Source organism: Streptomyces sp. NPDC086023 (assembly GCF_044540325.1).
GTDB lineage: Bacteria > Actinomycetota > Actinomycetes > Streptomycetales > Streptomycetaceae > Streptomyces.
This window is the reverse complement of sequence record NZ_JBITRX010000004.1, coordinates 319,212-343,866: the sequence shown is the minus strand read 5'-3', so window position 1 is coordinate 343,866 and position 24,655 is coordinate 319,212. Positions and strand designations below refer to the sequence as shown.

Below are 24,655 nucleotides of genomic sequence, written 5' to 3'. Positions count from 1 at the left end.
GAGGAGACCGCCTAGCTGTCGCCCTCCCGGGCTCCCAGGACCAGGTCGACGGTGCTGCTGCGGCCGTCGCGGACGTACGTGACCTTGACGGTGTCGCCCGGCTTGTGCGTCCAGATCTCGCTGATCAGGGTCGGGCCGCTGTCGATCGGCTTGCCGTCGAGCTGCGTGATCACGTCACCGGCCTTCAGACCCGCCTTGGCCGCCGGACCGTTGGGGCCCACCGGGGCGGCGCCGCCCACGCCCTGCTCCGAGATCTTCGCGCCGTCGGCCCGGGCCTGGAGGTCGACCGAGGCGTCGATGATCGGGTAGACCGGCTTGCCGGTCTTGATCAGCTGCTGCGCGACGTTCTTGGCCTGGTTGATCGGGATGGCGAAGCCGAGGCCGATCGAGCCCGACTGGGAGGCGCCGAAGCCGCCGCTGCCCGCCGACTGGATCGCGGAGTTGATGCCGATGACCGCGCCTCGGCCGTCGAGGAGCGGGCCGCCCGAGTTGCCGGGGTTGATCGAGGCGTCCGTCTGCAGGGCGCTCATGTACGAGTTCTTGCCGCCACCGCCGTCACCGGAGGCCACCGGACGGTTCTTGGCGCTGACGATGCCCGTGGTCACCGTGTTCGAGAGCCCGAAGGGCGCGCCGATGGCGATCGTCGAGTCGCCGACGGCGACCTTGTCCGAGTCGCCCAGCGGGAGCGGGGCCAGCCCGGCGGGCGGGTTCTTCAGCTTGAGCACGGCCACGTCGTAGCCCTGGGCACGGCCGATCACCTCGGCGTCGTACTTGCGGCCGTCGGAGAAGGTCGCGGAAAGCTTTCCGCCGTTGGCAGCGGAGGCCACCACGTGATTGTTGGTGAGGATGTGGCCCTGCTGGTCGTAGATGAAGCCGGTGCCGGTGCCGCCCTCGCCGTCGCCGGCCTGCGCCTCGATCGTGACGACGCTCGGCAGCGCCCGGGCGGCCAGCCCCGCGATCGAGTTCGGCTCGCGCTTGAGGTCCTTGGGGGTCTCGCCGGCGGCGACGGTGGTGGAGGAGATCTCCCCGTCGTTGCGCTCGGCGGCCCAGTAGCCGATGCCGCCGCCGATGCCGCCCGCGAGCAGGGCGGCCGCCAGCACCGCCGCGACGAGGCCGCCGCGGCCCTTGGGCTTGGGGGCGGGGGCCGGGTGGACGCCCCAGACGGGGGTTCCGCCGCCCGCGCCTCCGGCGCCGTACGCCGGCATGGCCGGGGGAGGCGGCGGCCAGCCCGCGGCACCGTGGGCGGCCGGAGCAGCGTGCGCCGCGGGGGCGCCCTGCGCGGCCGGAGTGGGCGGCAGCTGCCCGGTCGGTGCCTCCGGAGCCGGGGCAGGCGGGATCTGCTGCGTCGGAGCCTCCGGTGCCGGGGTGGGCGGCAGCTGCTGCGTCGGAGCCTCCGGTGCCGGCTCGGGGGCAGGAGCGGCCGGCACGGGGGGTGCGGACGGGGCCGCGGGGGGCTGCTGGGCCGCGTTGCCCTCGTTCTCGGTGCTCACGGCTCTCTCCTCGTCAAACACGGTCTGTCGGGTACGGTCAGTCTGCGCACGTTCCCGGGCAAAGCTTTTCCCATGGTCTGTCAGAGCACTGTAAGCCGGACCTGTGTATCCGACGCCGATCTTTATCTCCGGCATTTCCGGCGCCTTCCCCCATCCGGGGCCGCGCCGCACCCCCCTCTGATGGCACCATGACGCGGTGACCCACGCACCGCACCCGACCGACCAGCGGCCCATCCAGGTCGTCGCCCACCGCGGGGCCTCGGAGGAGGCTCCCGAGCACACCCTGGCCGCGTACCGCATGGCCATCGAGCAGGGTGCCGACGCCCTGGAATGCGACGTGCGGCTGACCGCGGACGGCCACCTCGTGCTGGTCCACGACCGCCGCGTCAACCGCACCTCGAACGGCCGCGGAGCGGTCTCCGCGCTGGAGCTCGCCGATCTCGCCGCGCTCGACTTCGGGTCGTGGAAGGACCGGGAGGAGTCGCCGGACTGGGACGCCGAGGAAGCGGGGGAGCCCGACCCGGAGCGCACGTCGGTGCTCACCCTGGAACGGCTGCTGGAGCTGGTCGCGGACGCGGGACGGCCGGTGGACCTGGCGATCGAGACCAAACACCCGACGCGCTGGGCCGGTCAGGTGGAGGAGCGGCTGCTCTTCCTGCTCAAGCGCTTCGGCCTGGACGCGCCCCCGGCCGGCGGCCACTCGCCGGTACGGATCATGAGCTTCTCAGCCCGCTCCCTGCACCGCGTGCGGGCGGCCGCGCCGACCATCCCCACCGTGTACCTGATGCAGTTCATCTCGCCGCGCATGCGCGACGGCCGGCTGCCCGCGGGTGTACGGATCGCCGGCCCGGGCATGCGGATCGTGCGGAACCACCCCGGGTTCGTGAAGCGGCTCCAGGCACAGGGCCACTCGGTGCACGTCTGGACCGTGAACGAGCCGGAAGACGTTCAGCTCTGCGCTGATCTGGGTGTAGAAGCGATCATTACGAATCGACCCGGGCGGGTTCTGTCCCAACTCGGGCGCTAATCACATGGGTTGCACCCCCCACTTCCGTGACAGGGTGTGCCCCGGCGCATCCGCTCCGCATTCAGTCGTCATGAATGCGTCAGAGGCCTCCGCCTGCGCGGTTTCCGGTCCAGGCCATTGGGGCATCCAGACCATGGCGTGGGGCTAAGGAGGTTCCGGGGGTGGCGTTGGTGGTGGCACAGGAAGTGCCCACGTCGTCGAGCATGGCCGTACCCCATGGTCCTGCGGGCGTGGGAGAGGCGAGACACCGGATGCGCGCGCAACTGCGCCTCAGCGGGGTGTCCGAATCGGTCGTCGACGATGCAGTCCTGATCCTTTCCGAACTGCTCAGCAACGCCTGCCGGCACGGCAGGCCGCTGGGCTCGGGCGAGGTGGGGGACGGCGACGTACGGGCCGCTTGGCGGGTCGACGGCCGGGGCCGTCTGACGGTCGAGGTCACGGACGGGGGCGGTCCCACCCGGCCCGTTCCCTCGACGCCCTCGGTCACCGCGCGCGGCGGCCGTGGGCTGAACATCATCAGTGCGCTCGCCCAGGACTGGGGCGTGCGCGACGGTGCGGCGGGCGAGGTCACGGTGTGGGTGACCGTCGCGGCAGGACACCGTCACGAGGATTTCGCTACGCGCGTCACCGCGCCGGCGCTGGACTTCATCTCGGCCATCGCGGCCCTGGAAGATCTGGAGTCCTGTCCGCTGACCCGGGACGGCTGACGACGGCCCCGGTACGGGACCGGACCCGAGGCACGCGTTCCGCTTCCAGCCATCCCGGAGATCCCGGCACGAACGGCTAGGCTCGCGCCGACAGAGCCTCAGCACGACGCCACAACCGGGAGACACCCACGATGGCCAAGAAGCGCCCGCAGACCAAGGGACCCCAGTCCACGGCCGGAAAGCCGCAGCTCACGGATGGCGAGATCCCCGTGGTGGGCGCCCGGGAACCCTGCCCGTGCGGCTCCGGCCGCCGCTACAAGGCCTGTCACGGGCGGGCCGCGGCGCACGCCGTGACCGAGCTCGTCCAGCGGCCGTTCGAGGGGCTGCCGGGCGAGTGCGACTGGGTCGCACTGCGCGAGCTGGTGCCGGCCGCGACCGTGCCGCTGTCCCTCAAGGGCGGGCTGCCCGAGGGCGTGCCGTCGGTGACGCTGGCGACCGTACTGCCGATGGCGTGGCCCGCGCTGCGCCGCGAGGACGGTTCGGTGCTGCTCGGTTTGCAGAACGACACGTCTTCGGGTGACCTCGGGCGGGATCTCGCCGACACTCTGGAGCGCGCTCTCGCCACGGAACCGGGTAATCCGGTTTCTCCGCGGCGCGTGCCCGCCGAGGGTCCCCGACTTCAGGATCTCCTCGACCCCGAGGGCGTTTTCGAGCCGGTTGTCCACACCGGATTCGAATTCTGGATTCCGGACACGGAGAACGCCGCGAACGCCTCTCCTGAGGTCGCCGCCTCGCTGGAACGCGCCAACGCCGCCGCCATCCCCACCGTCAAGCTGACCGGCGTGGACGCCGCCTACTGGTGCGAGACGCCGGAGAAGAACCACCTCCGCTGGGTCATGCCCCACGCCGAGGAGAAGCTGCTGGACGCGCTGGCGCGACTGCACGCGGCGGGCGAGACCTCGATCGGCGAGGGCACCCGCCTGGTCGGCTCCTTCCGGGCCCACGGCCTGATGGTGCCGGTGTGGGACCTGCCCACCGGGGTCACGGCGGCGGACGTCGAGAAGCCCGCGGCCGAGTTCGCGGAGCGGCTGGCGAACGCCCTGGCCACGGACGCCCCGCTGACTCCCGAGGAGCGCCGGGCGCGCGGCGGCCTCACCAACCGCCAGGTGACGCTCAGCTGATCAGCGGGCGTCAGCAGTCCGACCAGCCGGTTTGGTGACTCGGGTCACAACTCCCGCTAATGGTCGGCAAATCGGTGTCCGAATATCCGAGATCGAATTTGCGAACACGCGATCTCTTGTTACCGTTCTTGTAGCCCGGTCGCTGGTGCATCCCCCGTCGCCAGCGACCGGGCCCTTCCATTTCAACGCTCGGCCACAGGTTCCGAGTTGCTGCCGGAGCGGAGCAACAGCGGGCCGTTCACATCCGGTACGGCAAATTCCGCCACCGCCGAGTACTCGTCCAGCCCCCGCCCGCCTGCCCGCGCCGTCCCGGCCGGAGCCTCCTTGGGCGTCTCGCAGGTCCCCGGTTCGTCCCCCGCGGTGAGCGGGCAGCGGATCTGTACGGTCCGCCCGGCCGGGCCCATCAGAGTGAGTACGGCGTCCAGCGGGCGCCCCGTCGCGTTGCGGTAGTACGTTCGCGCCCAGACCCGGCCCGCCTCGCCCAGCACGCAGGTCTGCGCCTCCACGCCCTCGGGGGAGGAGAGTTCCGGTCCGCACCGGGTGTCGGCCTCGGGGGCCTTCGGCTCCGGCCGGGCGCCGTCCGCCCGCGCCCCGCCCCCGCGCTCGTCGTCGCGCAGCCCGAGCGAGGTGAGGAGACCACCCCGCCCCTCGTCGGACAGCGGCCCTGCCGTCGCCGCGGCGAGCGGCAGCGCCAGGGCGATCAGCACACCGACGCCGATACCGGTCAAGCGGAGGTTCATCCGGCGAACATAGCGAGGAGGGAACGGACGCCGGCCGGCCGCGCGCCCAATTCCCCTGGAACGGCGCCCCGCTCACACCCGTTCGAGTGACGCCACGCGCGCACAGGGACGCGGGACGCAGGGCGCGGCACGCGGGACGCAAGGCGAGGGACGCAGGCCTCGGGTGGCCCGGTGCGCCGCCCGGCGTGCGGCTCAGTACGCGAGCCGGCTGCCGCCGCCCGGCGCCCCGCTGCTCGCCTCGACGAGCGCGTCGACCACGGCCTCGACGTCCGGCAGCCAGGGACGCGCCGAGCCGGCCAGCGGAGCACGCTCCCAGCGCACCCGGCCGCCTGCCGCCTCCGAGGGCGGCAGCAGGAGGTAGCCACCCTCACCGTGGAACCGCAGGGAGGCCGGTACACAGTCCTTCGCGTACAGCAACTCGCCGAGCGTCTCCAGGGAGTACGGGGCCACGAGCAGCGACATCCGGGTGGGCGTCGCCACGACCGGCCCCAGCCGCATGCCCATCCGGTCGAGCCGCGCGAGAGCCAGGGTGCCGGCGTCGACCGGGAGGCTGACGGCACAGGGCGCGCTGCCGCCGGTCGCGAGGATCACCGGGGCGGTCGGGCGGTTCGTCCACCACCAGCGCACCATGCGGGCGTCGGTCGTGGCGGCCAGCAGGCCGGGGTCGTACGGATGCGCTCCGGGCACCACGCAGTCGGGGTCGGGGCAGGCGCACCGCGCGTCCTCGGCCGGACGGCCGTCGGCCGCGCGGGCCTGGCCGACGCCGGGGATCACCGGCCACTGCCATTCGGTCGCGCAGGTCAGCGCCGTGCCGAGGAGGGCGGGGGGTCCGCCGCGCCGGGAGAGCCGAAGCCGCTGGAGACGCCTTCCGAGGATCTCGCGCATGAGCGCTCGTTCCTTTCCGTTGAACGTCGAGGGCCACATCACACCATGTATCCGGTGTTTCACCACACGTACACGTTTCGCGTCACTGTCCGCTTTGATGAGATTTACGCGGTTCGTGCAGTTCTTGCTGGCTTACGGGGCCGGTAACTCCCCCGGCAAACCGCCGGGGAGCCCCCAGGTGTGGCCGACGCGCGACTGGCGCCGCCTGGTTCCACGGGTCCGCCCAACTGACCCTGGCCATCACCGATTACGTACCCATCACGCACGATATGACGCTCTGCTGAACCAGTTCAGTCGACCGCAAAAGACGCCCGCTCCGGGCATTTTTCAGCCAACTTTGAGCCTTACGTGTACGGCGAGTTGTCGTCCCACGGACACCAGGATTCCCACCTGGGCAATGCTGGACATCGATCCACATCTGCGTGTAGATGTGGATCCATTGACGGCGGCGCAGAGGGATCTGGGGGTCGCGATGTTTTATGGCGAATCGCACCAGGTGGAAAGGCGGCTGCCATGAGCATCCCGCACCTGCCGAAAGTGGCTGGAATCGATCCAGCGGTTCCGGCACCCCCGCACACTGTCGCGCCCTCGCCCGCCCGCGCGGCGCCCCCCGCACCCGCCGCACCGGCCCCGGGGACCGTCATCCAGGACCGCCTGGCCGGCTGGGTCTCGGACCTCACCACGCTCCACGAACTCACCGAGCGCCTCACCCGCGCCGCTGACCTCGAAGAATCCCTCCAGGAACTGCTGCGCGCAGGCGCCGCACTGGTGGGCGCCCGCCGCGGACTCGTCGTCCTCGAACCCTCGGACGGCCTCGGTCCGGCCAGCACCATCGGCCTCGGTCTCGGCCGCGCGGACCTCGGGCACATCGAGACCGTGCCGCGCAGCGCCACCTCGTACGGCCGCATCCTCGACGGCCTGCCGGACGCGCACGGCGGCACCGAACAGCTGCCCGACCCTGACGCCACCCCCGGCCAGGGCGGCCACGCCGCCCCCGTCGACCCCCGCCTCCGCGAGGTCGCGGCCCGCCTCGGCTACGCCGCCAGCTACGCCCTCCCCCTCGCCGCGCAGGCCACAGGCCGGCTCGGCGCCGCCGTCTGGCTGTACGACGAGCATGCCGAGCCCAGCGAGCGCCAGCGCCACCTGATCGAGCTGTACGTCCGCTACGCGGGCGAGCACCTTGCCCGCGTCGTCGCCGTGGAGCGGGCCCGCACCCAGGTGCGCACCATCGCCGAGGAACTGCTGCCCAGCCGCCTGCCCCGGGTCTCCGGTGTCCGGCTGGCAGCCCGCCACCGCACCGGCCCGCGGGGCGGCGGCGACTGGTACGACGCGCTGCCGCTGCCCGAGGGCGCCCTCGGGCTGGCCGTCGGCTCCGTCACCGGCTCGGGGCCCAGCGCCGTCGCCGCCATGGGCCGCCTGCGGGCCTCCCTCCGCGCGTACGCCGTGATGGAGGGCGAGGACCCGGTCGCCGTGCTCTCCGACCTGGAACTGCTGCTGCGGCTCACCGAACCCGCGCGGTCCGCCACCGCCCTGTTCGCGTACTGCGAGCCGGCACGCCGCAAGATCGTGCTGGCCGGCGCCGGCCACACCCCGCCGCTGCTGATCGGCGAGCGCCGCACGGAGTACGTCGAGACCTCGCTCTCGGCCCCGCTCGGGATGCTGTCCTGCTGGGAGGCCCCCAGCGTGGAGATCGAACCCGGCCCCGGAGAAACGGTGCTGCTGTACACCGACGGGCTGCTGCACCGCACCGGCGACTCCATGGACCGGGCCTTCGCCCGGCTCCACGCGGCCGCCGCAAGCGTCCCGCGGACCGTCCGGGACGACCCGGCGGGGATCTGCGACCACGTGCTGCGCACCGTGCTGCCCGAGGGCCGCGACGAGGCCGATTCGGCGGAGGACATCGTGCTGCTGGCGGCCCGTTTCGACTGACCCGGCCCGCCCCGCCGCCCGGCGATCTTGGTAATGGGTCCAAGGGCCCTGGGACCCCTTCCGCACGACCGTACGATGGACGGGGTTCAGTGTCGTACCAAGAGGAGGCGGACCCGTGGCGGAACAGCTCACGACCCAGACCCCGGAGACCCCGGAAACCCTGGAAGAAGAGCAGCCGAAGAAGCACAAGCAGCGGAAGAACGGTCTGTACCCGGGCGTCTCCGACGAGCTGGCCGAGAGCATGCGCACCGGCTGGGCCGACACCGAGCTGCACGGCCTGGAGCCGATCGCGCAGGCGCAGCACACCGCCGCCCGCCGCGCCGCCCTGTCCGCGCGCTTCCCGGGCGAGCGCCTGGTCGTCCCCGCGGGGCGGCTGAAGACGCGCTCCAACGACACGGAGTACCCGTTCCGCGCCTCGACCGAGTACGCGTACCTGACCGGTGACCAGACCGAGAACGGCGTGCTCGTCCTGGAGCCCACCACCGACGGTCACACCGCGACGATCTACCTGCTGCCGCGCTCGGACCGCGAGAACGGCGAGTTCTGGCTGTCCGGCCAGGGCGAGCTGTGGGTCGGCCGCCGCCACTCCCTGACCGAGGCCGAGCAGCTGCTGGGCATCCCGGTGAAGGACGTGCGCAACGTCGCCGACGAGCTGCGCGAGGCCACCGGCCCGGTCCGCAACGTCCGCGGCCACGACGCCGTGATCGAGGAGGCGCTGACCGACAAGGTCACCGCCGAGCGCGACGAGGAGCTGCGCGTCTACCTCTCCGAGGCCCGCGCGGTGAAGGACGAGTTCGAGATCGGCGAGCTGCAGAAGGCCGTCGACTCCACCGTCCGCGGCTTCGAGGACGTCGTGAAGGTCCTCGACAAGGCCGAGGCCACCAGTGAGCGCTACATCGAGGGCACCTTCTTCCTGCGCGCCCGCGTCGAGGGCAACGACGTCGGCTACGGCTCCATCTGCGCCGCCGGAGCCCACGCCTGCACGCTGCACTGGGTCCGCAACGACGGCGCGGTCCGCTCCGGCGACCTGCTGCTGCTCGACGCCGGTGTGGAGACGCACAGCCTCTACACCGCCGACGTCACCCGCACCCTGCCGATCAACGGCACGTACAGCGAGATCCAGCGCAAGATCTACGACGCGGTGTACGAGTCCCAGGAGGCCGGCATCGCGGCCGTGAAGCCGGGCGCCAAGTTCCGCGACTTCCACGACGCCTCGCAGCACGTCCTCGCCGAGAAGCTGGTCGAGTGGGGCCTGCTGGAGGGCCCGGTCGAGCGCGTCCTGGAGCTGGGCCTCCAGCGCCGCTGGACCCTGCACGGCACCGGCCACATGCTCGGCATGGACGTCCACGACTGCGCCGCCGCGCGCACCGAGGCGTACGTCGACGGCACGCTGGAGCCGGGCATGTGCCTGACCGTCGAGCCGGGCCTGTACTTCCAGGCCGACGACCTGACCGTGCCGGAGGAGTACCGCGGCATCGGCGTCCGGATCGAGGACGACATCCTGGTCACCGAGGACGGCAACCGGAACCTGTCGGCCGGCCTGCCGCGCCAGGCCGACGAGGTCGAGGCGTGGATGGCCCGTCTGAAGGGCTGACCTCCCGGGCCGGCCGGGAGCGGTCGGTCCGCTCCGCCGGCACCCGGACACGACGGTGGGCGAGGACCGTACGCGGTCCTCGCCCACCGTCGTTGGCGGCTCAGGAGGCCTTCAGCAGTGCGCCTTCCCGCCACTTGAGGATCTTGTCGAAGCTGACCACCGCGCCCTGGCCCGGCCGGTTCCGGAACCGCACGTGGTCCGCCAGCTGCTCGATCAGGCACAGGCCCCGCCCGCTCTCGGCGAGCGCGGACCTGCGGGCCGTGCCCACGTGCTCGGGGAAGCCGGGGCCCGAGTCGGTGACTTCGATGCGGCAGGTGTCGCCGTCGAGGTACGCGGTGACGCGGTACGCCCCGGTGTCCGGCGCGGCACCGACGAGGCCGCCGTGCTCGACCGCGTTGGCACAGGCCTCGGTGAGGGCCACGGACAGGTCGTACGAGATGTCGGGGTCCACTCCGGCGGTCTCCATGGTCCCGAGGAGCAGCCGTCTGGCCAGGGGAACGCTGGCGGCTTCGCGGCGCAGGTGCAATGACCACCAGATGCTCATGCTCCAGCCTCCCGGCCGCGGCTCGACATACCGTTACCTATTGCCGCACACGGCACGCGATAAGCCCCTGAGCGACGCCGGAGCGCCCGTTCGGCCGATGCGCGTCCCCTTCACGGCGGTGTATGTGGGCCGGGAGGGGGAAGCGACGAGCACGTACCAACGGGACCTTCCGGACCTGCCGTATGGAGGGCCGGGGCGCAGTGCGATGATGGCCCGGCCATGCCTCACCCCCGCACGACGCGCACCGGAACCGGTCTCCGGCTCCTGAGGGCCGCGGTGTTCACCGCGGTCTGTGTCGTGCTGTCCGGCGCGGGACACGCGCTGGCCTCCTGCGCGGCCGTCCCGCTGTGGGCGCTCTGCGCGGGGTTCCTCGCGGTGTTCGCCTGCGCGGCCCCGCTGGCGGGACGGCGGCGCTCACTGCCCGGGATCGCCGGCGCGCTGGCCGGCGGACAGCTGGCACTCCACGCGCTCTTCGGCCTCGGCCAGCACAGGGCCGTCCCGAAGCCGGTGCCCTCCCCCGACGAGTCGCTCGCGGCCCTCGCCGCGCGGCTGGTCTGCGGGGGCAACACCGTCCCGCTGAGCCCGGCCGAGGCCCGGCAGGTCCTGCTCGTCGCGGGCATCGACCCCGCGACGGCCGGCGGGCACGTCCACGCCCACGCCCCCGGGGCGGCGGAGGCCGTGGCGCCGGCACTGGCCCCGGACACCGGGCTGTTCTCGCTTCCGATGCTGCTCGGGCACCTGCTGGCCGCGCTCGCCGCCGGCTGGCTGCTCGGGCGCGGGGACGCGGCCCTGCTGCGTCTGGTCCGGCTGTCGGCCGAGGCGGGGTCGGTGCGGTCCCTGCGGGCGGCGCTGGCCTTCGTACGCGCGCTGCGCCGGGGCCTGCCCGGCGCGGACGTCCGTACGGCGGAGCTGCCGCGCGACGAGGAGGAGCGGCGGGTCCCGGTGGGGCGGGAGGCGCTCCAGCACACGGTGATCAGGCGCGGGCCGCCCGCGGCGTACGCACTCGCAGCCTGACGCGGTACCCGGCTCCCCCGGACGATCCACCGGGAGCGGTGGTGCCGCGGCGTCCGCGCGCACCCGCGCGGAGTCCACCGTTCCCACTGCCAGTGGAGCTTTCTGCCATGAAGACCTCTCGCGTCTCCTTCGTCGCCGCCCTCGCCGCCGGTTCCGTCCTGCTGCTCTCCGGAACCGCCTTCGCACACGTCAGCGTGCAGCCCGGGCAGGCCGAGAAGGGCGGCTACGCAACGATCAACTTCAAGGTCCCGAACGAGCGCGACAACGCCTCGACGAACAGGCTCGAGGTCACCTTCCCCGCCGACCACCCGCTCGCGTCCGTGATGCCGCAGGACGTGCCGGGCTGGCAGGTCGAGGTCACCAAGAGCAAGCTGGCCAAGCCTCTGACCATCCACGGCAAGCAGATCACCGAGGCCGTCACCAAGGTCACCTGGACCGGCGGCAAGATCGCCCCGGGCCGCTTCCAGCAGTTCCCGCTCTCTGTGGGCCAGCTGCCCGAGGACGCCGACCGGATGGTCTTCAAGGCGATCCAGACGTACGACAACAACGAGGTCGTCCGCTGGATCGAGGAGCCCCAGGACGGCGCGGACGAGCCGCAGAACCCGGCACCGGTCCTCAAGCTGACCGAGCCCACCGGCGAGGGCCACCACGGCGGCGCGTCCGGCGGCAAGGACGACGCCAAGCAGACCGACGCGAAGGCCGAGAAGGACGGCGCCCACGGCGACGACCACGCCAGCGCTTCCGGCTCCTCCGACACCACCGCCCGCGCCCTGGGCATCGCCGGCATCCTCGTCGGCGCCGCGGGCGTGGCGTTCGGCGTGCTGTCGCGCCGCCGCACCTCCTGATCCCGGTGCGGCGGCCCGTACGCCCGTACGGGCCGCCCCACCGCAAGCACTTCCAACCCCGATCCACAGGGACGACTCCCCCATGCACACCACACGTGTGACGGCCGCCGCTCTCGCGGTGGCGGCCGCGCTCACGCTGTCCGCCTGCGGCAGCGACTCCGACAAGGGCTCTCCCGTCGCGGTGGTGAGCGCCTCGGCGAAGACCAAGGCCGCCACCGTCCTCGACCGGCCCTTCGAGAAGCCCGACCTGGTCCTCACGGACACGCACGGCAAGCAGTACAGCCTGCGCGAGCAGACCAAGGGCAAGCCGACGCTGATCTACTTCGGCTACACCAACTGCCCGGACGTCTGCCCGCTGACGATGAGCAACATCGCCATCGCCAGGAAGTCCCTACCGAAGGCCGACCAGGACAAGCTCCAGGTCGTCTTCGTCACCACGGACCCGGAGCGGGACACCCCCGACTCGCTGGGCAAGTGGCTCAAGGCCCAGGACCCGACCTTCATCGGCCTGACCGGCGACTTCGACAGGATCCAGGCCGGCGCCCGCAGCATCGGCATCGGCATCGACCCCCCGAAGAAGGAGAAGGACGGCAGCGTCGTCTCCATGCACGGGGCCCAGGTCATCGCGTTCTCCCCGAAGTCCGACGAGGGGTACGTCCTGTACGGCGAGGACACCACCGCCGAGGACTACACCCAGGACCTGCCGAAGCTCATCAAGGGAGAGAACCCGTGAACCACCGCACCACCCTCCGCACCGCCCTCCTCGCCGCCACCGCCCTGACCGCGTCCTTCGCGATAGCCGGCTGTGCTTCCGAGGACTCCCCGGCCGGGGGCTCGGAGGGCAAGCCGGCCCTGAGCGTCAGCGGGGCGTTCATGCCGGAGCCGGTCAACGGCGACATGGCGGGCGGCTTCCTGGTCGTCGAGAACGGCTCGGACACCGCCGACAAGCTCACCTCGGTGACCAGCGCGCTCTCAGACGACGTGCAGATCCACGAGACCAAGAACCAGAAGATGCAGCAGGTCCGGTCGATGGACGTGCCGGCCAACGGCGAGCTCCGGCTGGAGCGCGGCGGCAGCCACATGATGTTCATGGGCCTCAAGAGCAAGCCGAAGGTCGGTGACAGGGTCGCGGTCGAGCTGCACTTCGAGAAGGCGGACCCGGTCAAGGTCGAGCTGGACGTGAAGGAACGGACCTACAACCCGAAGCACCACTGACGGACCGAGGGACTGACACGCCATGACGGCCACCGCCCCCGCCCCCGCCCGGTCGCTCAGGCCCCGGTCGCTCAGGCCCCGGCCGCCCGGGCAGCCGGCGCACCGGCAGCCACTGCGCCCACGGCAGCTGCTCCGGCTCCTGCCGGTCGTCGCGGCCCTGATGGGCTCGCTGCTCGCCACCGCCGCCCCGGCCGTGGCACACGCCGCGCTGACCGCGAGCGATCCCAAGGACGGGTCGGTGGTCGCCACGGCCCCCGCCCAGGTCACGCTCTCCTTCTCGGAGCAGGTGGCCATGGGCGAGGACTCGATCCGGGTCATGGACCCCAGCGGCAAGCGGGTCGACACCGGTGAACAGCGGGACCTGTGCGACGGCACCACCGTCAGGTACGGGGTCCAGCTGCACGCCGGCCTGCCCAACGGCACGTACACGGTGGCCTGGCAGGCGGTGTCCGCCGACAGCCACCCGATCTCCGGTGCGTTCACCTTCTCGGTGGGTGCGCCCTCGACGACCACGGTGACCCTGCCGGAGCAGGAGGCGGGCGGCGGCCCGGTGGGCTTCGCCTACGGCGTCGCGCGCTACGCCGCCTACGCGGGCTTCGTGCTGCTGGTCGGCGGCGCGGCCTTCGTGCTGCTGTGCTGGCGCGGCGGGGCGGGGGTGCGGCCGGTCCAGCGGGTGGTGCTGCACGGGTGGGTGACGCTGACCGCGGCGACGCTCGCGATGCTGGCGCTGCGTCATCCGTACACGGGCTCGGGGAAGTTCGCCGACGCCTTCGACCTGTCCGGGCTGAAGGCGGTGCTGGAGACCAAGACAGGTGCCTCGCTGGTGTCGCGGCTCCTGCTGCTCGGCGCCGCTGCGCTCTTCCTGGCCGTGCTCTTCGGGGCGTACGCGCGCCGGCAGGCGGCCCAGGAGGGGGCGGCGGACGCCGAGACCGCGGAGCAGCTCCGCAAGGAGACCGGCGACCTCACCTTCGGTCTGGGCGTCGGTGGCGCGGTGGTGGCCGCCGGGATCGCGGCCACCTGGGCGCTGTCCGAGCACGCCTCGACCGGCGTCCAGCCCGGCATCGCGATGCCGGTGGACATCGTCCACCTGCTGGCCGTGGCCGCCTGGCTGGGCGGTCTGGTCGCGCTGCTGGTGGCCCTGTCCCGGGTGCCGGGCATCGAGCGGGCCGCCGTGCTGCGGTTCTCCCGGGTGGCGTTCGTCAGCGTGGCCGCGCTGGCCGCGACGGGCGTCTACCAGTCCTGGCGGCAGCTCGGCAGCTGGTCGGCCCTGACCGGAACGACGTACGGGCAGCTCCTCCTGGTGAAGGTCGGGCTGGTCGCCGTCCTGGTGGGCGTGGCCTACCTGTCCCGGAAGTGGACGGCGCGGCTGGGCGGGGGCGAGCGGGGCGCGGTCGCGGACGAGGGGGATGTTTCACGTGAAACACGACCCGAGGCGGCGACGGTGACCCCCTCCCGGTCTGAGCCGGAGCCGGTGACCGTGCCGGAGCCGGAGCCCGAGCCCGAGCCAGTGACCGTGCCCGAGGACCCGAAGCGTGCCGCGCAGCTCGCCCGTCAGCGGGCGGCCCTGGCCACCGCCCGGGAGAAGAAGGTCCGCGACGCGGACCCCGGCCGGGCGGGGCTGCGGCGCTCGGTCCTGACCGAGGCCGGGGTGGCCGTGGTCCTGCTGGCCGTCACCACCGTGCTGACCAGCACCGAGCCCGGCCGGGCCGCAGAGCAGGAGGCCGGCCGGAGCACGGCCGCCAACTCCACCGCCGTGCCCAACCGGCCCATCAAGGTCACCCTCCCGTTCGACACGGGCGGCGAGGACGGCCAGGGGTCGGCGCGGCTGGAGCTCGACCCGGGCCGCACCGGCGCCAACACCCTGCACCTGTGGCTGGCCCGGACGAACGGCAAGCCGCTGGACGCGCCCGAGGTGAAGGTGGCGTTCACGCTGCCCGCCAAGGACATCGGCCCGCTGCCCCTGGTCCCCGACCACGCGAGCACCGGACACTGGACCGCTTCCGGGGTCCAGCTCCCGCTCGCCGGGACGTGGCGCATCGACGTGACCGTGCGCACCTCCGACATCGACCAAGTGACCGTGCAGAAGACAGTGAAGATCGGCTGAACAGCGTGACCGACAGCGTGACCGACATCGAGATCTCCAGGCGGCGGCTGCTCGGCACCGTCGGTGCCGCGGGAGCCGCCGGGCTCGCGCTGGGCGCGGCGGGCGGGGCGCTCGGCGCCTCAGCCCTCGCGGACGACGGGAGCGGAGGCGGCGCGGGCGGGGCGCTGGCCGCGCTGGGCGCGACCGGGGTGCCCTTCCACGGGGACCACCAGGCGGGGATCACCACCCCGATGCAGGCGAAGGGGCACGTACTGGCCTTCGACCTGAAGCCGGGGGCGGGCCGGAAGGAGGCGGCTGCGCTGCTGCGCCGCTGGTCGGAGACGGCACGGCTGTTGATGGCCGGGTCCCCGGCCGGTTCCGGGGACACGGGGATCGCGCTGGACGCCGGTCCGTGCTCGCTGTCGGTCACCTTCGGCTTCGGCCGCACCTTCTTCGACCGCACGGGCCTGGCCGCGCGGCGGCCGGCGGCGCTCGACCCGCTGCCGGAGTTCTCCTCCGACCAGCTCGACCCGCGGCGCAGCAACGGCGACCTCTGGGTGCAGATCGGCGCGAACGACGGTCTGGTGGCCTTCCACGCGCTGCGCGCGGTCCAGAAGGACGCCGGAGACGCGGCCTCGGTCCGGTGGCAGATGAACGGCTTCAACCGCTCCCCCGGTGCCACGGGCAAGCCGATGACGGCCCGCAACCTGATGGGGCAGATCGACGGCACGGGCAACCCGAAGCCCTCCGAGCCGGACTTCGACCGCCGGATCTTCGTGCCGGCCGCCGGTCCGGGGCCGGCCGAGCACGCGTGGATGGCCGGCGGCTCGTACGCGGTGGTCCGGCGGATCCGGATGCTGCTCGACGACTGGGAGAAGCTGTCCCTGGCGAAGCAGGAGCAGGTCATCGGCCGGAAGAAGGCCGACGGCGCGCCGCTGACCGGCGGCACGGAGACCACCGAGATGGAACTGGACCGGATCGGAGCGGACGGGAAGCCGGTGATCCCGTCGAACGCCCACGCACGGATCTCGGCACCCGAGCAGAACGGTGGCGCGGCGATGCTGCGCCGGCCCTTCTCGTACCACGACGGGATCGGGACGGACGGTGCGCCGGACGCGGGCCTGCTGTTCATCTGCTGGCAGGCCGATCCGCTGCGCGGCTTCGTCCCGGTGCAGCGGAAGCTGGACCGGGGGGACGCCCTGTCGGCGTTCGTCCGGCACGAGGCCAGCGGGCTGTACGCGGTACCGGGTGGCCCGAAGCCCGGCGAGTACGTGGGCCAGCGGCTTCTCGAAGCGTGAACGGCTCCGGCCGCCGGTCACGGGGAGCACTAGGCTGATCGCATGTCGGCCACCCGCTTCACGTATCTCGGTCCCGAGGGCACCTTCACGGAAGCCGCCCTCCGCACGCTGCCCGAAGCCGCCACCCGGGAGCTCGTCCCCATGGTGTCGGTGCCCGCCGCGCTCGACGCGGTGCGCAACGGGGAGGCGGCCGCGGCGCTCGTCCCGATCGAGAACTCGGTCGAGGGCGGGGTGACGGCCACCCTCGACGAGCTGGCGGCCGGCGAGCCGCTGATGATCTACCGCGAGGTGCGGCTGCGGATCGCGTTCGCGCTGCTCGTCCGGCCGGGCACGAAGCTGTCCGAGATCAAGACGGTCACCGGGCACCCGGTGGCGCAGCCGCAGGTCCGCAACTGGCTGCGGGCCAACCTGCCGGACGCAGTCTGGGAGTCGGCCGCCTCCAACGCGGACGGCGCGCGCCTGGTGCAGGAGGGCCGGTACGACGCGGCCTTCGCCGGCGAGTTCGCGGCGGCGACGTACGGCCTGGAGCCGCTGGTCACCGAGATCCACGACGCCGAAAACGCCGAGACCCGGTTCGTCCTGGTGGGGCGGCCGGCCCGGCCCTCGGCGCCGACCGGTGCCGACAAGACCTCCGTGGTCATCTGGCTCGGCGACGACCACCCGGGCGCCCTGCTGGAACTGCTCCAGGAGTTCGCGGTGCGCGGGGTGAACCTGATGCTGATCCAGTCCCGGCCGACGGGCGAGGGCATCGGCAACTACTGCTTCGCGGTGGACGCCGAGGGCCACATCTCGGACCGCCGGGTGGGCGAGGCGCTGATGGGGCTCAAGCGGATCTGTCCGAACGTCCGCTTCCTGGGGTCGTACCCGCGGGCGGGCGTCTCGGCGGCCGACGTGCGCGCGCCGCGGCCCGGGACTTCGGACGGTGACTTCACGGCCGCCTCGGACTGGCTGACTCGCTGCCTCGACGGCCGCGCCTGACCGGTCCGGCGACTCCGTCCCCACCCACAGGATTGTCCACAGAGTTATCCACAGGGAAGCTTCTCGACCTGGGGACAAGTCGACATCCGAGCGCGGCATCGTCGACAAATCGGTCGCCGAGGTCAGGTGACGTCCTGACCCCCGGGAGATGAACGCCGTCACCCTCACACCATTGATCAACTCTTTGGAGCGAGCCATTCCCACCCGAATGAGTGTGTGATGGGGGTTTGAGTCGAGATTCCATCGGCTCGCGAAGGGCTGGAGAAAGATCGCAATTCGCATCCACAGCCCGCCCCCACAGCCTGTGGATAACGCACCCTTCCTGTGAATTCCTGTGGACAACCAGACCTCGGCGCCCGCTCCCGCCAAGGGGTCCGGCGGCCGGGGGCCGCCGCCCCCGCACCCCGCCCCGCCCCTTTTCGAGGAAAGGGCACCCTTTTATCGACTTCGGCGGAGGGGTCGATTCCGGCCACGCGGCCCCGGTTTTCCATTCACGGCAATTAGGACATAGCGACACGCAGCGTGATATCGGTGTCCGGCACGGAAGCCCAGGCCGGTAGCCTGGTGGGGTGATTGACCTCCGGCTGCTCCGTGAAGACCCTGACCGTGTCCGCGCCTCGCAGCGCGCCCGTGGAGAGGACGTCGAGCTCGTCGACGCACTGCTCTCCGCCGACGAGCGCCGCAGGTCCTCCGGCGTTCGCTTCGACGAACTGCGCAACGAGCAGAAGTCGCTGGGCAAGCTCATCCCCAAGGCCTCACCGGAGGAGCGGGCCGAGCTCCTGAAGCGCGCAGAGCAGCTGAAGACCGACGTCAAGGCCGCCGAGGCCGAGCAGAACGAGGCCGACGAGGCCGCCAAGCGACTGCTCCTCCAGCTCGGCAACGTCGTGCACCCCGACGTGCCCGTCGGCGGTGAGGAGGACTTCACCGTCCTCGAGACCCACGGCACGATCCGCGACTTCGCCGCCGAGGGCTTCGAGCCCAAGGACCACCTGGAGCTGGGCGAGGCGCTCGGCGCCATCGACGTCGAGCGCGGCGCCAAGGTCTCCGGCTCCCGCTTCTACTACCTGACCGGCGTCGGCGCGCTCCTGGAGCTCGCCCTGGTCAACGCCGCGATCGCCCAGGCGACCGAGGCCGGCTTCATCCCGATGCTCACCCCGGCGCTGGTCCGCCCGCGCGCCATGGAGGGCACCGGCTTCCTCGGCCAGGCCGCGGAGAACGTGTACCACCTGGAGAAGGACGACTACTACCTGGTCGGCACCTCCGAGGTCCCGCTCGCCGCGTACCACATGGACGAGATCATCGACGCCGAGAAGCTGCCGCTGCGGTACGCCGGCTTCTCCCCGTGCTTCCGCCGCGAGGCCGGCACGTACGGCAAGGACACCCGCGGCATCTTCCGCGTCCACCAGTTCGACAAGGTCGAGATGTTCTCGTACGTCGCGCCGGAGGAGGCCGAGGCCGAGCACGCACGGCTGCTCGCCTGGGAGAAGCAGTGGCTGAACTCCCTGGAGCTGCCCTTCCAGGTCATCGACGTCGCCACCGGCGACCTCGGTGCCTCCGCCTCGCGCAAGTTCGACTGCGAGGCGTGGATCCCGACCCAGGGCAAGTACCGCGAGCTGACCTCCGCCTCGAACTGCGACGGCTTCCAGGCCCGCCGACTGTCGGTGCGCGTCCGTGACGGCAAGAAGATCCAGCCGCTGGCGACGCTGAACGGCACGCTGTGCGCCGTTCCGCGCACGATCGTCGCACTGCTGGAGAACCACCAGCAGGCCGACGGCTCGGTGCGGGTGCCCGAGCTCCTCCGCCCGTACCTCGGCGGCCGCGAGTTCCTGGAGCCGGTCTCCAAGTGAGTTTCCCGTACCGGCTGATCGCGACGGACCTCGACGGCACGCTGCTGCGGGCCGACGAGTCGATCTCCGAGCGGACGCGCGAGGCGCTCGCCGCGGCCACCGCGGCGGGCGCGGCGCACATCGTCGTGACCGGGCGCTCGGTCCCCTGGACCCGCCACATCCTCGACGACCTGGGCTACCAGGGGCTCGCGGTGTGCGGCCAGGGCGCGCAGGTGTACGACGCCGGGGCGCACAAGCTGCTCACCTCGGTGACGCTCGACCGGCAGCTCGCCGGGCTGGCGCTCGCCAAGATAGAGGCGGAGCTGGGCCCGGTGGCGCTCGCGGCCAGCCGGGACGGGATCGACGGCGAGGTGCTGGTGGGTCCGGGCTACCGCGTGCAGGAGGGTCCCCTCCCGCACGTGTTCCTGGACGACCCGGCCCAGCTGTGGACGGCGCCGCTCAACAAGCTCTACATCCAGCATCCCGGCATGGACGACGACGCGCTGGCCACGGCCGCGCGGCAGGTCGTGGGCTCGCTGGTCGACATCGTGATGGCCGGTCCCGGTGTGGTGGAGATCCTCCCGCTGGGGCTGACCAAGGCCACCGGGCTCTCGCTGGCCGCCCGTCGGCTGGGTGTGAGGAAGGACCAGACGATCGCCTTCGGGGACATGCCGAACGACGTCCCGATGTTCGGCTGGGCCGCGCACGGCGTCGCCATGGCCAACGCGCACCACGAGCTCAAGGCCGTCGCCGACGAGGTGACGACCTCGAACGAGGAAGACGGCATCGCGGTGGTGCTGGAGCGCCTGCTCGGCGCCGCCTGACCCGGACCGGACGCGCTCACCGGCGTCCGGGGCCGCCCGCGCCTTGCGGCGCGCTCGAAGCGGCTGCCCCGGACCCGGGTCGTTCCCCCGCGGGTTTCACTCTGCCGTCGGCGGCCCGTACGTACCAGCGATTTTCCGGGCCCCGCCTGCCCCCCCCTGGGCCCGTCAGGGGGCGGGCTCGTCCTCGCGCGCGAGGATGTCCGGGTGCGGGTGGGCCGGGCTGCGTGTGAGCGGCCAGGACAGCAGGCCGATCGCCAGCGAGATGGCGTGGCCGAGGTCGGTGAAGGTGCCGCCGGTCAGCAGCGGTACGGCGAAGAAGGCGACCGCCCCGACGAGGTAGAACCAGCGCCAGGGGCCGGGCAGCCGGTACGTCAGGACGCCGACCGCGGCGGCGAGTCCGTAGCTCACCCCGATGTCGACCACGTGGGCCATGCTGCGCGGTGCGCGGTCGTCCTGGATGGCCATCAGCACCACGTCCTGGCTGACCAGGGTGGCGACGACGTGGGCGGTGGTCACGATCACGAGCCAGCGCAGGGTGCCGAGCCAGCGCTCCACGTTCGCGTGGAAGATCTCGAAGAGCACCGCGTACAGCAGCAGCGAGGCGGGGTTCTCGATCCAGAAGGCGCTGCCGACCAGGGCCTCGACGGGGTGCTTGACCAGTTCGTGGATGTTGCTGCTGTGACGGTGCAGCAGGAAGTGCTCGGTCCGGTCCGGCACGATCACCACGACGAGGCTGGTGAACGCGATGACCGCGAGCCATACGTGCGTACCGGGCGAGGACCGGATCCAGGACCGCACGGGCCGGGACGGTTCGGGTCCGGAGTGAGACGTCATGATCCGATCATCACTCCGGACCCTGTGCTCCGCCCGGTACGCACACGGGGAGGGTCACCTCCCCGTGGCCGCGCGGCCGGGTGAGGGGGACTCACCCGGCCGCGCCGCCGCTCACTCCTCCCCGGCGAGAGTGAGGCGGCGCAGCTTCTGGCCGGCGAACCAGGTCGCGACGACCGTGACGGCGGCGAGCAGGACCGCGGCGGTGGGCAGGGCGACGGCGGAGTCGACCACACCCGGGCCGGTGATCTTCTCGGCCAGGGCCAGCGACCACTGCTGGACGCTGAGGGTCTTGGCGCCCGGTACCAGGGAGCCGAACAGGGACTCCCAGACCAGGGCGTACACCAGGCCGAAGACCACTGCGTGGCGGCTGACCGTGCCGAGGAGCAGGAAGAGCGCGCTGTACGCGATCGAGGCGACCAGGGTCGCGACGGTGAAGGCCACCGCGATCTGCTGGCCGTTGCCGTTGAGGATCAGGCCGGCGAGCAGGGTGGGGACCGCCGAGAAGACCATGGTCACGGCGATGGCGACGGTCAGCTTGGTCATGATGATCGTCGGGCGCTTCACCGGCTTGGCGAGCAGGTAGACGATCGAGCCGTCGTCGATCTCGGGGCCGATGGCCCCGGTGCCTGCGATCACGCCGATCAGCGGCACCATCGTGGCCAGCGCGAAGCCTCCGAGGAGGCCCGCCGCGGTGGTGTCGTCGGCGCCGTTGAGGAGCCGGACGGCGACCGCGATGACCAGGAGCAGGGCGGGCAGAGCGAAGAGGATCAGGGCCCGGCGGCGGCCGAGCAGGGCCCGGTAGGTGAGCCGGGCGACCGTGGGGTTGTACATCGATGCCAGCTCCTTCAGGCCGCTACGAGGTAGGAGAAGACCGACTCGAGGGACTCGTCGGAGGGCGAGACCGTCAGCAGCCGGATGCCGCGCTCGCGGGCGACCCGCGGCAGCAGCTCGGTGAACCGGCCGAAGTCGACGGCCTGGATGCGCAGGGCGCCCTCGGCGTGGTCGACCTCGATCCCGGCCGTGGACGGGTCGGCGATCAGGGCCGCCGCCAGCGCGCGGTCGTCGGAGGAGCGGACGAGGTAGCGGTGGGGGCGGTCCGTCATCAGGCGGCGGATCTTGCGGAAGTCGCCGGAGGCGGCGTGCCGGCCGGCGACGACGACCTCGATGTGGGAGGCGAGCTGCTCGACCTCCTCCAGGATGTGGGAGGAGAACAGGACCGTGCGGCCCTCGTCGCCCATCCGCCGCAGCAGGTCCATCAGCTGCATCCGCTGGCGCGGGTCCATGCCGTTGAACGGCTCGTCGAGCAGCAGCACCGACGGGTCGTGGACCAGGGCGGAGGCCATCTTGACCCGCTGGCGCATGCCCTTGGAATACGTGGCGATCTTGCGGTCCTGCGCGTACTCCATTTCGACCGTGGCCAGGGCGCGCTGGGCGGCCCGGGCGTCGAGCCCGTGCAGCTCGGCGTTGGCGACGACGAACTCACGGCCGGTCAGGAAGTCGTACATGGCCTCCCGCTCGGGCACCACGCCGACGTGCTTGTAGATCTGCTCGTTGCCCCAGATCGGGGCTCCGTCGAGGGTGACGGTGCCCGTGGAGGGCGCCAGGAAGCCGCCCATCATGTTGATCAGGGTGGACTTGCCGGCGCCGTTGGGGCCCAGCAGGCCGGTCACGCCGGGGCGGATGCTCATCGTGACGTCGTTGACGGCGACGACGTTGCCGAACCAGCGCGACGCGTGGTCGATGTCGATGGTTGTCACAGTCCGGCCTTCCGGTAGCGGGCCATCAGGACGCCGTACGAGCCCGCGATGACGCCGAGGATGACAAGCAGGTAGACGAAGCCGGCACCCGTGGAGGGGACCACCTCGCCCGGGAAGGCGGAGTCGGCACCCAGGAACGCCGACTGGAAGCCGCTGATCAGGGTGATCGGCGAGAACAGGCCGAGCCACTCGATGGGGCCCGGGGCGCCGGTCTCGTGGGCGATGACCTGCACGGTCGAGACTGCGCCGAAGGGGATGACGAACACCGCGATGACGGCGGCGACACCGAAGCCGCGGCGCGGCGTGAGGGCCGCCATCACCAGGCCGATGCCCGAGAAGAGGAGGGAGAGCAGGAGCACCGAGACCAGTCCCTGGGCGAACCCCTTGGTCTGGTCCGCGAAGTCGAATTTGGCCAGCAGGGCGCCGACGTACATGATCAGCAGCGGCGTCGCCGTGAGGACGAACAGCGCCGAGGCCATCGCCGCGAACTTGGCGAGGACGTAGTCGACGCGCTCGATGGGCCGCGAGAAGTACAGCGGCACGGTCTTGAAGCGCAGGTCGCGGGAGACCGACTGGGGGGCCTGCGACGCGACGTAGAGGCCGATCACCATCTGGAGGTACAGGGCGTAGCCCGTGTACTTGACGGGCAGGTCGGTCGAGCCCGGTACGGCGATGGCCACCGCCACGATGATCGCGGCCGGCGCGCACATGATCCCGAAGAGGAGCATCGGCAGCACCTTGGACTTGGCCGAGCGGCCCAGGCCGTACGCGCCGCGCAGGGACTGCGAGTACAGCGAGCGGCGGGCGTAGGCGCGGCCGAGGCGGGGCCCGTCGTAGGAGCGGTAGCCGATGTTGTGGATCTGGGTGGAGGTCTCAGGCACCATGGCTCCCGGCTCCCTTCTGGTCCTTGAAGACCTCCGCGATGTGGTGGCGGCGCTGCTCCATGCGGACCAGGCCGAGGCCGAGGCCGGCGACGGTGTCGCGCACCGTGTCGTACGTCTGCTCACCGGTGGCCTCGACGAGGAGGACGTGCCCGGCGCCGGGCAGGCCCTGCTCCGTGCTCACGTGGAGCGTGACGCCCGCGGCGACGAGGGCCTCGCGCAGGGCGCGGGTGCCGTCCGGGTGGACGTCGGAGTCGGTGACCTCGACCGCGAGGGTGGTCGTCGTCTGCGTGAAGTCGCTGGTGGAGCTGGAGCGGAGCAGCTTGCCGCCGTCCACGACGACCACGTGGTCGCAGGTGCGCTCCAGCTCGCCGAGGAGGTGGGAGGTGACCAGCACCGAGATGCCGAAGTCGGTGTAGACCCGGCGGATGAGGCCGAGCATCTCGTCGCGGCCGACCGGGTCCAGGCCGTTGGTGGGCTCGTCGAGGAGCACCAGCTGCGGGTCGTGGACCAGGGCCTGCGCGAGCTTGACGCGCTGCTTCATGCCGGTGGAGTAGCCGCCGATGGGGCGGTACCGCTCCTCGTACAGGCCGACGTGGCGCAGCGTGTCGGCCGTGCGCTCGCGCGCGGCCGTCGGAGGCAGCCCGGACATGCGCGCCATGTGGACGACGAACTCGGTGGCCGAGACGTCGGGCGGCAGGCAGTCGTGCTCCGGCATGTAGCCGACGCGCTCTCGGATGGCGCCGCCACTGGTGGCGACGTCCAGCCCGAGCACGGAGGCACGGCCCTCGGTGGCCGGGGAGAGCCCCAGCAGGATCTTGATGAGCGTGGACTTGCCGGCTCCGTTGGCGCCGACCAGGCCGGTTACGCCGGGGCCGATGTCCAGGGAGAGCCGGTCAAGGGCGGTCACTTCCGTGTACCGCTTGCTCAGGCTTTCGGTCGCGATGACAGTCACGATTCGACGGTAGTGGCGCAGGCCACGCGGATCGTCACTCTGTAGCGGGTTACCGTTCTCCGCCTTGGGTCGTACATGCCCGTAGGGGAGGCAGGACCCGAGAGCTAC

The 24,655-nt window shown here is 72.1% G+C and carries 23 protein-coding genes; 14 read left to right on the top strand and 9 right to left on the bottom strand.

Annotated features, from left to right (window positions below):
• Positions 1-11: 11 nt before the first annotated feature.
• Positions 12-1,490: a S1C family serine protease gene (locus ACIF6F_RS10970; RefSeq protein WP_399944292.1), complete on the bottom strand. Its 1,479-nt coding sequence runs from the start codon at positions 1,488-1,490 to the stop codon at positions 12-14.
• Between the two features lie 196 nt (positions 1,491-1,686).
• Between ACIF6F_RS10970 and ACIF6F_RS10965 the strand changes: the two genes are divergently transcribed.
• From ACIF6F_RS10965 to ACIF6F_RS10955, 3 genes are all read left to right on the top strand, one after another.
• Positions 1,687-2,517: a glycerophosphodiester phosphodiesterase gene (locus ACIF6F_RS10965; protein ID WP_399944289.1), complete on the top strand. Its 831-nt coding sequence runs from the start codon at positions 1,687-1,689 to the stop codon at positions 2,515-2,517.
• A 74-nt stretch (positions 2,518-2,591) separates the two neighbouring features.
• Positions 2,592-3,224 carry an ATP-binding protein gene (locus ACIF6F_RS10960; RefSeq protein WP_399944287.1) on the top strand — a complete coding sequence of 211 codons (633 nt, stop codon included), beginning with the start codon at positions 2,592-2,594 and terminating at the stop codon, positions 3,222-3,224.
• 131 nt (positions 3,225-3,355) lie between these two features.
• Entirely contained in the window at positions 3,356-4,345 is a 990-nt protein-coding gene (locus tag ACIF6F_RS10955) for a DUF5926 family protein (protein WP_399944284.1), read from the top strand.
• 182 nt (positions 4,346-4,527) lie between these two features.
• Here ACIF6F_RS10955 and ACIF6F_RS10950 read toward each other — a convergent pair whose 3' ends face one another.
• Positions 4,528-5,085 (bottom strand): hypothetical protein, encoded by a 558-nt coding sequence (locus ACIF6F_RS10950; protein WP_399944281.1) that lies wholly within the window; start codon positions 5,083-5,085, stop codon positions 4,528-4,530.
• Positions 5,086-5,277: 192 nt separating this feature from the next.
• The gene (locus ACIF6F_RS10945) at positions 5,278-5,970 is read right to left on the bottom strand and encodes a bifunctional DNA primase/polymerase (RefSeq protein ID WP_399944279.1); all 693 of its coding nucleotides are present in this window, start codon (positions 5,968-5,970) and stop codon (positions 5,278-5,280) included.
• A gap of 513 nt (positions 5,971-6,483) precedes the next feature.
• Here ACIF6F_RS10945 and ACIF6F_RS10940 point away from each other — a divergent pair.
• Both ACIF6F_RS10940 and ACIF6F_RS10935 read left to right on the top strand, forming a co-directional pair.
• A complete protein-coding gene (locus ACIF6F_RS10940; protein ID WP_399944276.1) occupies positions 6,484-7,899 on the top strand; it encodes a PP2C family protein-serine/threonine phosphatase in 1,416 nt (471 codons plus the stop codon).
• 115 nt (positions 7,900-8,014) lie between these two features.
• Positions 8,015-9,493, top strand: a complete 1,479-nt coding sequence (locus tag ACIF6F_RS10935; RefSeq protein ID WP_399944273.1) for an aminopeptidase P family protein — start codon at positions 8,015-8,017, stop codon at positions 9,491-9,493.
• 100 nt (positions 9,494-9,593) lie between these two features.
• On the opposite strand, the gene ACIF6F_RS10930 is transcribed toward ACIF6F_RS10935, so the two are convergent.
• Complete coding sequence (locus ACIF6F_RS10930; protein WP_399944270.1) at positions 9,594-10,037, bottom strand: ATP-binding protein; 444 nt, start codon at positions 10,035-10,037, stop codon at positions 9,594-9,596.
• A gap of 219 nt (positions 10,038-10,256) precedes the next feature.
• On the opposite strand from ACIF6F_RS10930, the gene ACIF6F_RS10925 reads away from it, so the two are divergent.
• From ACIF6F_RS10925 to ACIF6F_RS10885, 9 genes are all read left to right on the top strand, one after another.
• On the top strand, positions 10,257-11,051 hold the full coding sequence (locus tag ACIF6F_RS10925; protein ID WP_399944267.1) for a hypothetical protein: 795 nt from the start codon (positions 10,257-10,259) through the stop codon (positions 11,049-11,051).
• Positions 11,052-11,158: 107 nt separating this feature from the next.
• Entirely contained in the window at positions 11,159-11,896 is a 738-nt protein-coding gene (locus ACIF6F_RS10920; protein WP_399944264.1) for a YcnI family protein, read from the top strand.
• Between the two features lie 82 nt (positions 11,897-11,978).
• Complete coding sequence (locus ACIF6F_RS10915) at positions 11,979-12,629, top strand: SCO family protein (RefSeq protein WP_399944262.1); 651 nt, start codon at positions 11,979-11,981, stop codon at positions 12,627-12,629.
• On the top strand, positions 12,626-13,111 hold the full coding sequence (locus tag ACIF6F_RS10910) for a copper chaperone PCu(A)C (protein ID WP_399944259.1): 486 nt from the start codon (positions 12,626-12,628) through the stop codon (positions 13,109-13,111). The genes ACIF6F_RS10915 and ACIF6F_RS10910 overlap by 4 nt, the downstream gene beginning before the upstream one ends.
• Positions 13,112-13,133: 22 nt before the next feature.
• Positions 13,134-15,215, top strand: a complete 2,082-nt coding sequence (locus tag ACIF6F_RS10905; protein WP_399944256.1) for a copper resistance CopC/CopD family protein — start codon at positions 13,134-13,136, stop codon at positions 15,213-15,215.
• A gap of 5 nt (positions 15,216-15,220) precedes the next feature.
• The gene (efeB, locus tag ACIF6F_RS10900; RefSeq protein WP_399944254.1) at positions 15,221-16,492 is read left to right on the top strand and encodes an iron uptake transporter deferrochelatase/peroxidase subunit; all 1,272 of its coding nucleotides are present in this window, start codon (positions 15,221-15,223) and stop codon (positions 16,490-16,492) included.
• Positions 16,493-16,534: 42 nt separating this feature from the next.
• The gene (gene pheA, locus ACIF6F_RS10895) at positions 16,535-17,470 is read left to right on the top strand and encodes a prephenate dehydratase (RefSeq protein ID WP_399944251.1); all 936 of its coding nucleotides are present in this window, start codon (positions 16,535-16,537) and stop codon (positions 17,468-17,470) included.
• A 569-nt stretch (positions 17,471-18,039) separates the two neighbouring features.
• Positions 18,040-19,317, top strand: coding sequence for a serine--tRNA ligase (gene serS, locus ACIF6F_RS10890; RefSeq protein ID WP_399944248.1), 1,278 nt, complete (start codon positions 18,040-18,042; stop codon positions 19,315-19,317).
• Positions 19,314-20,120, top strand: a complete 807-nt coding sequence (locus ACIF6F_RS10885; protein WP_399944245.1) for an HAD family hydrolase — start codon at positions 19,314-19,316, stop codon at positions 20,118-20,120. The genes serS and ACIF6F_RS10885 overlap by 4 nt, the downstream gene beginning before the upstream one ends.
• Before the next feature lie 165 nt (positions 20,121-20,285).
• Here ACIF6F_RS10885 and ACIF6F_RS10880 read toward each other — a convergent pair whose 3' ends face one another.
• The 5 genes from ACIF6F_RS10880 to ACIF6F_RS10860 form a co-directional block, all read right to left on the bottom strand.
• Positions 20,286-20,954: a rhomboid-like protein gene (locus ACIF6F_RS10880; protein WP_399944242.1), complete on the bottom strand. Its 669-nt coding sequence runs from the start codon at positions 20,952-20,954 to the stop codon at positions 20,286-20,288.
• Positions 20,955-21,065: 111 nt separating this feature from the next.
• Entirely contained in the window at positions 21,066-21,785 is a 720-nt protein-coding gene (locus ACIF6F_RS10875) for an ABC transporter permease (RefSeq protein WP_399944240.1), read from the bottom strand.
• Positions 21,786-21,799: 14 nt separating this feature from the next.
• The gene (locus ACIF6F_RS10870; RefSeq protein ID WP_399944238.1) at positions 21,800-22,711 is read right to left on the bottom strand and encodes an ABC transporter ATP-binding protein; all 912 of its coding nucleotides are present in this window, start codon (positions 22,709-22,711) and stop codon (positions 21,800-21,802) included.
• Entirely contained in the window at positions 22,708-23,595 is an 888-nt protein-coding gene (locus ACIF6F_RS10865) for an ABC transporter permease (protein ID WP_399944235.1), read from the bottom strand. Before ACIF6F_RS10865 ends, ACIF6F_RS10870 begins: the two co-directional genes overlap by 4 nt.
• The gene (locus tag ACIF6F_RS10860) at positions 23,585-24,547 is read right to left on the bottom strand and encodes an ABC transporter ATP-binding protein (RefSeq protein ID WP_399944232.1); all 963 of its coding nucleotides are present in this window, start codon (positions 24,545-24,547) and stop codon (positions 23,585-23,587) included. The genes ACIF6F_RS10865 and ACIF6F_RS10860 overlap by 11 nt, the downstream gene beginning before the upstream one ends.
• Positions 24,548-24,655: the final 108 nt, after the last annotated feature.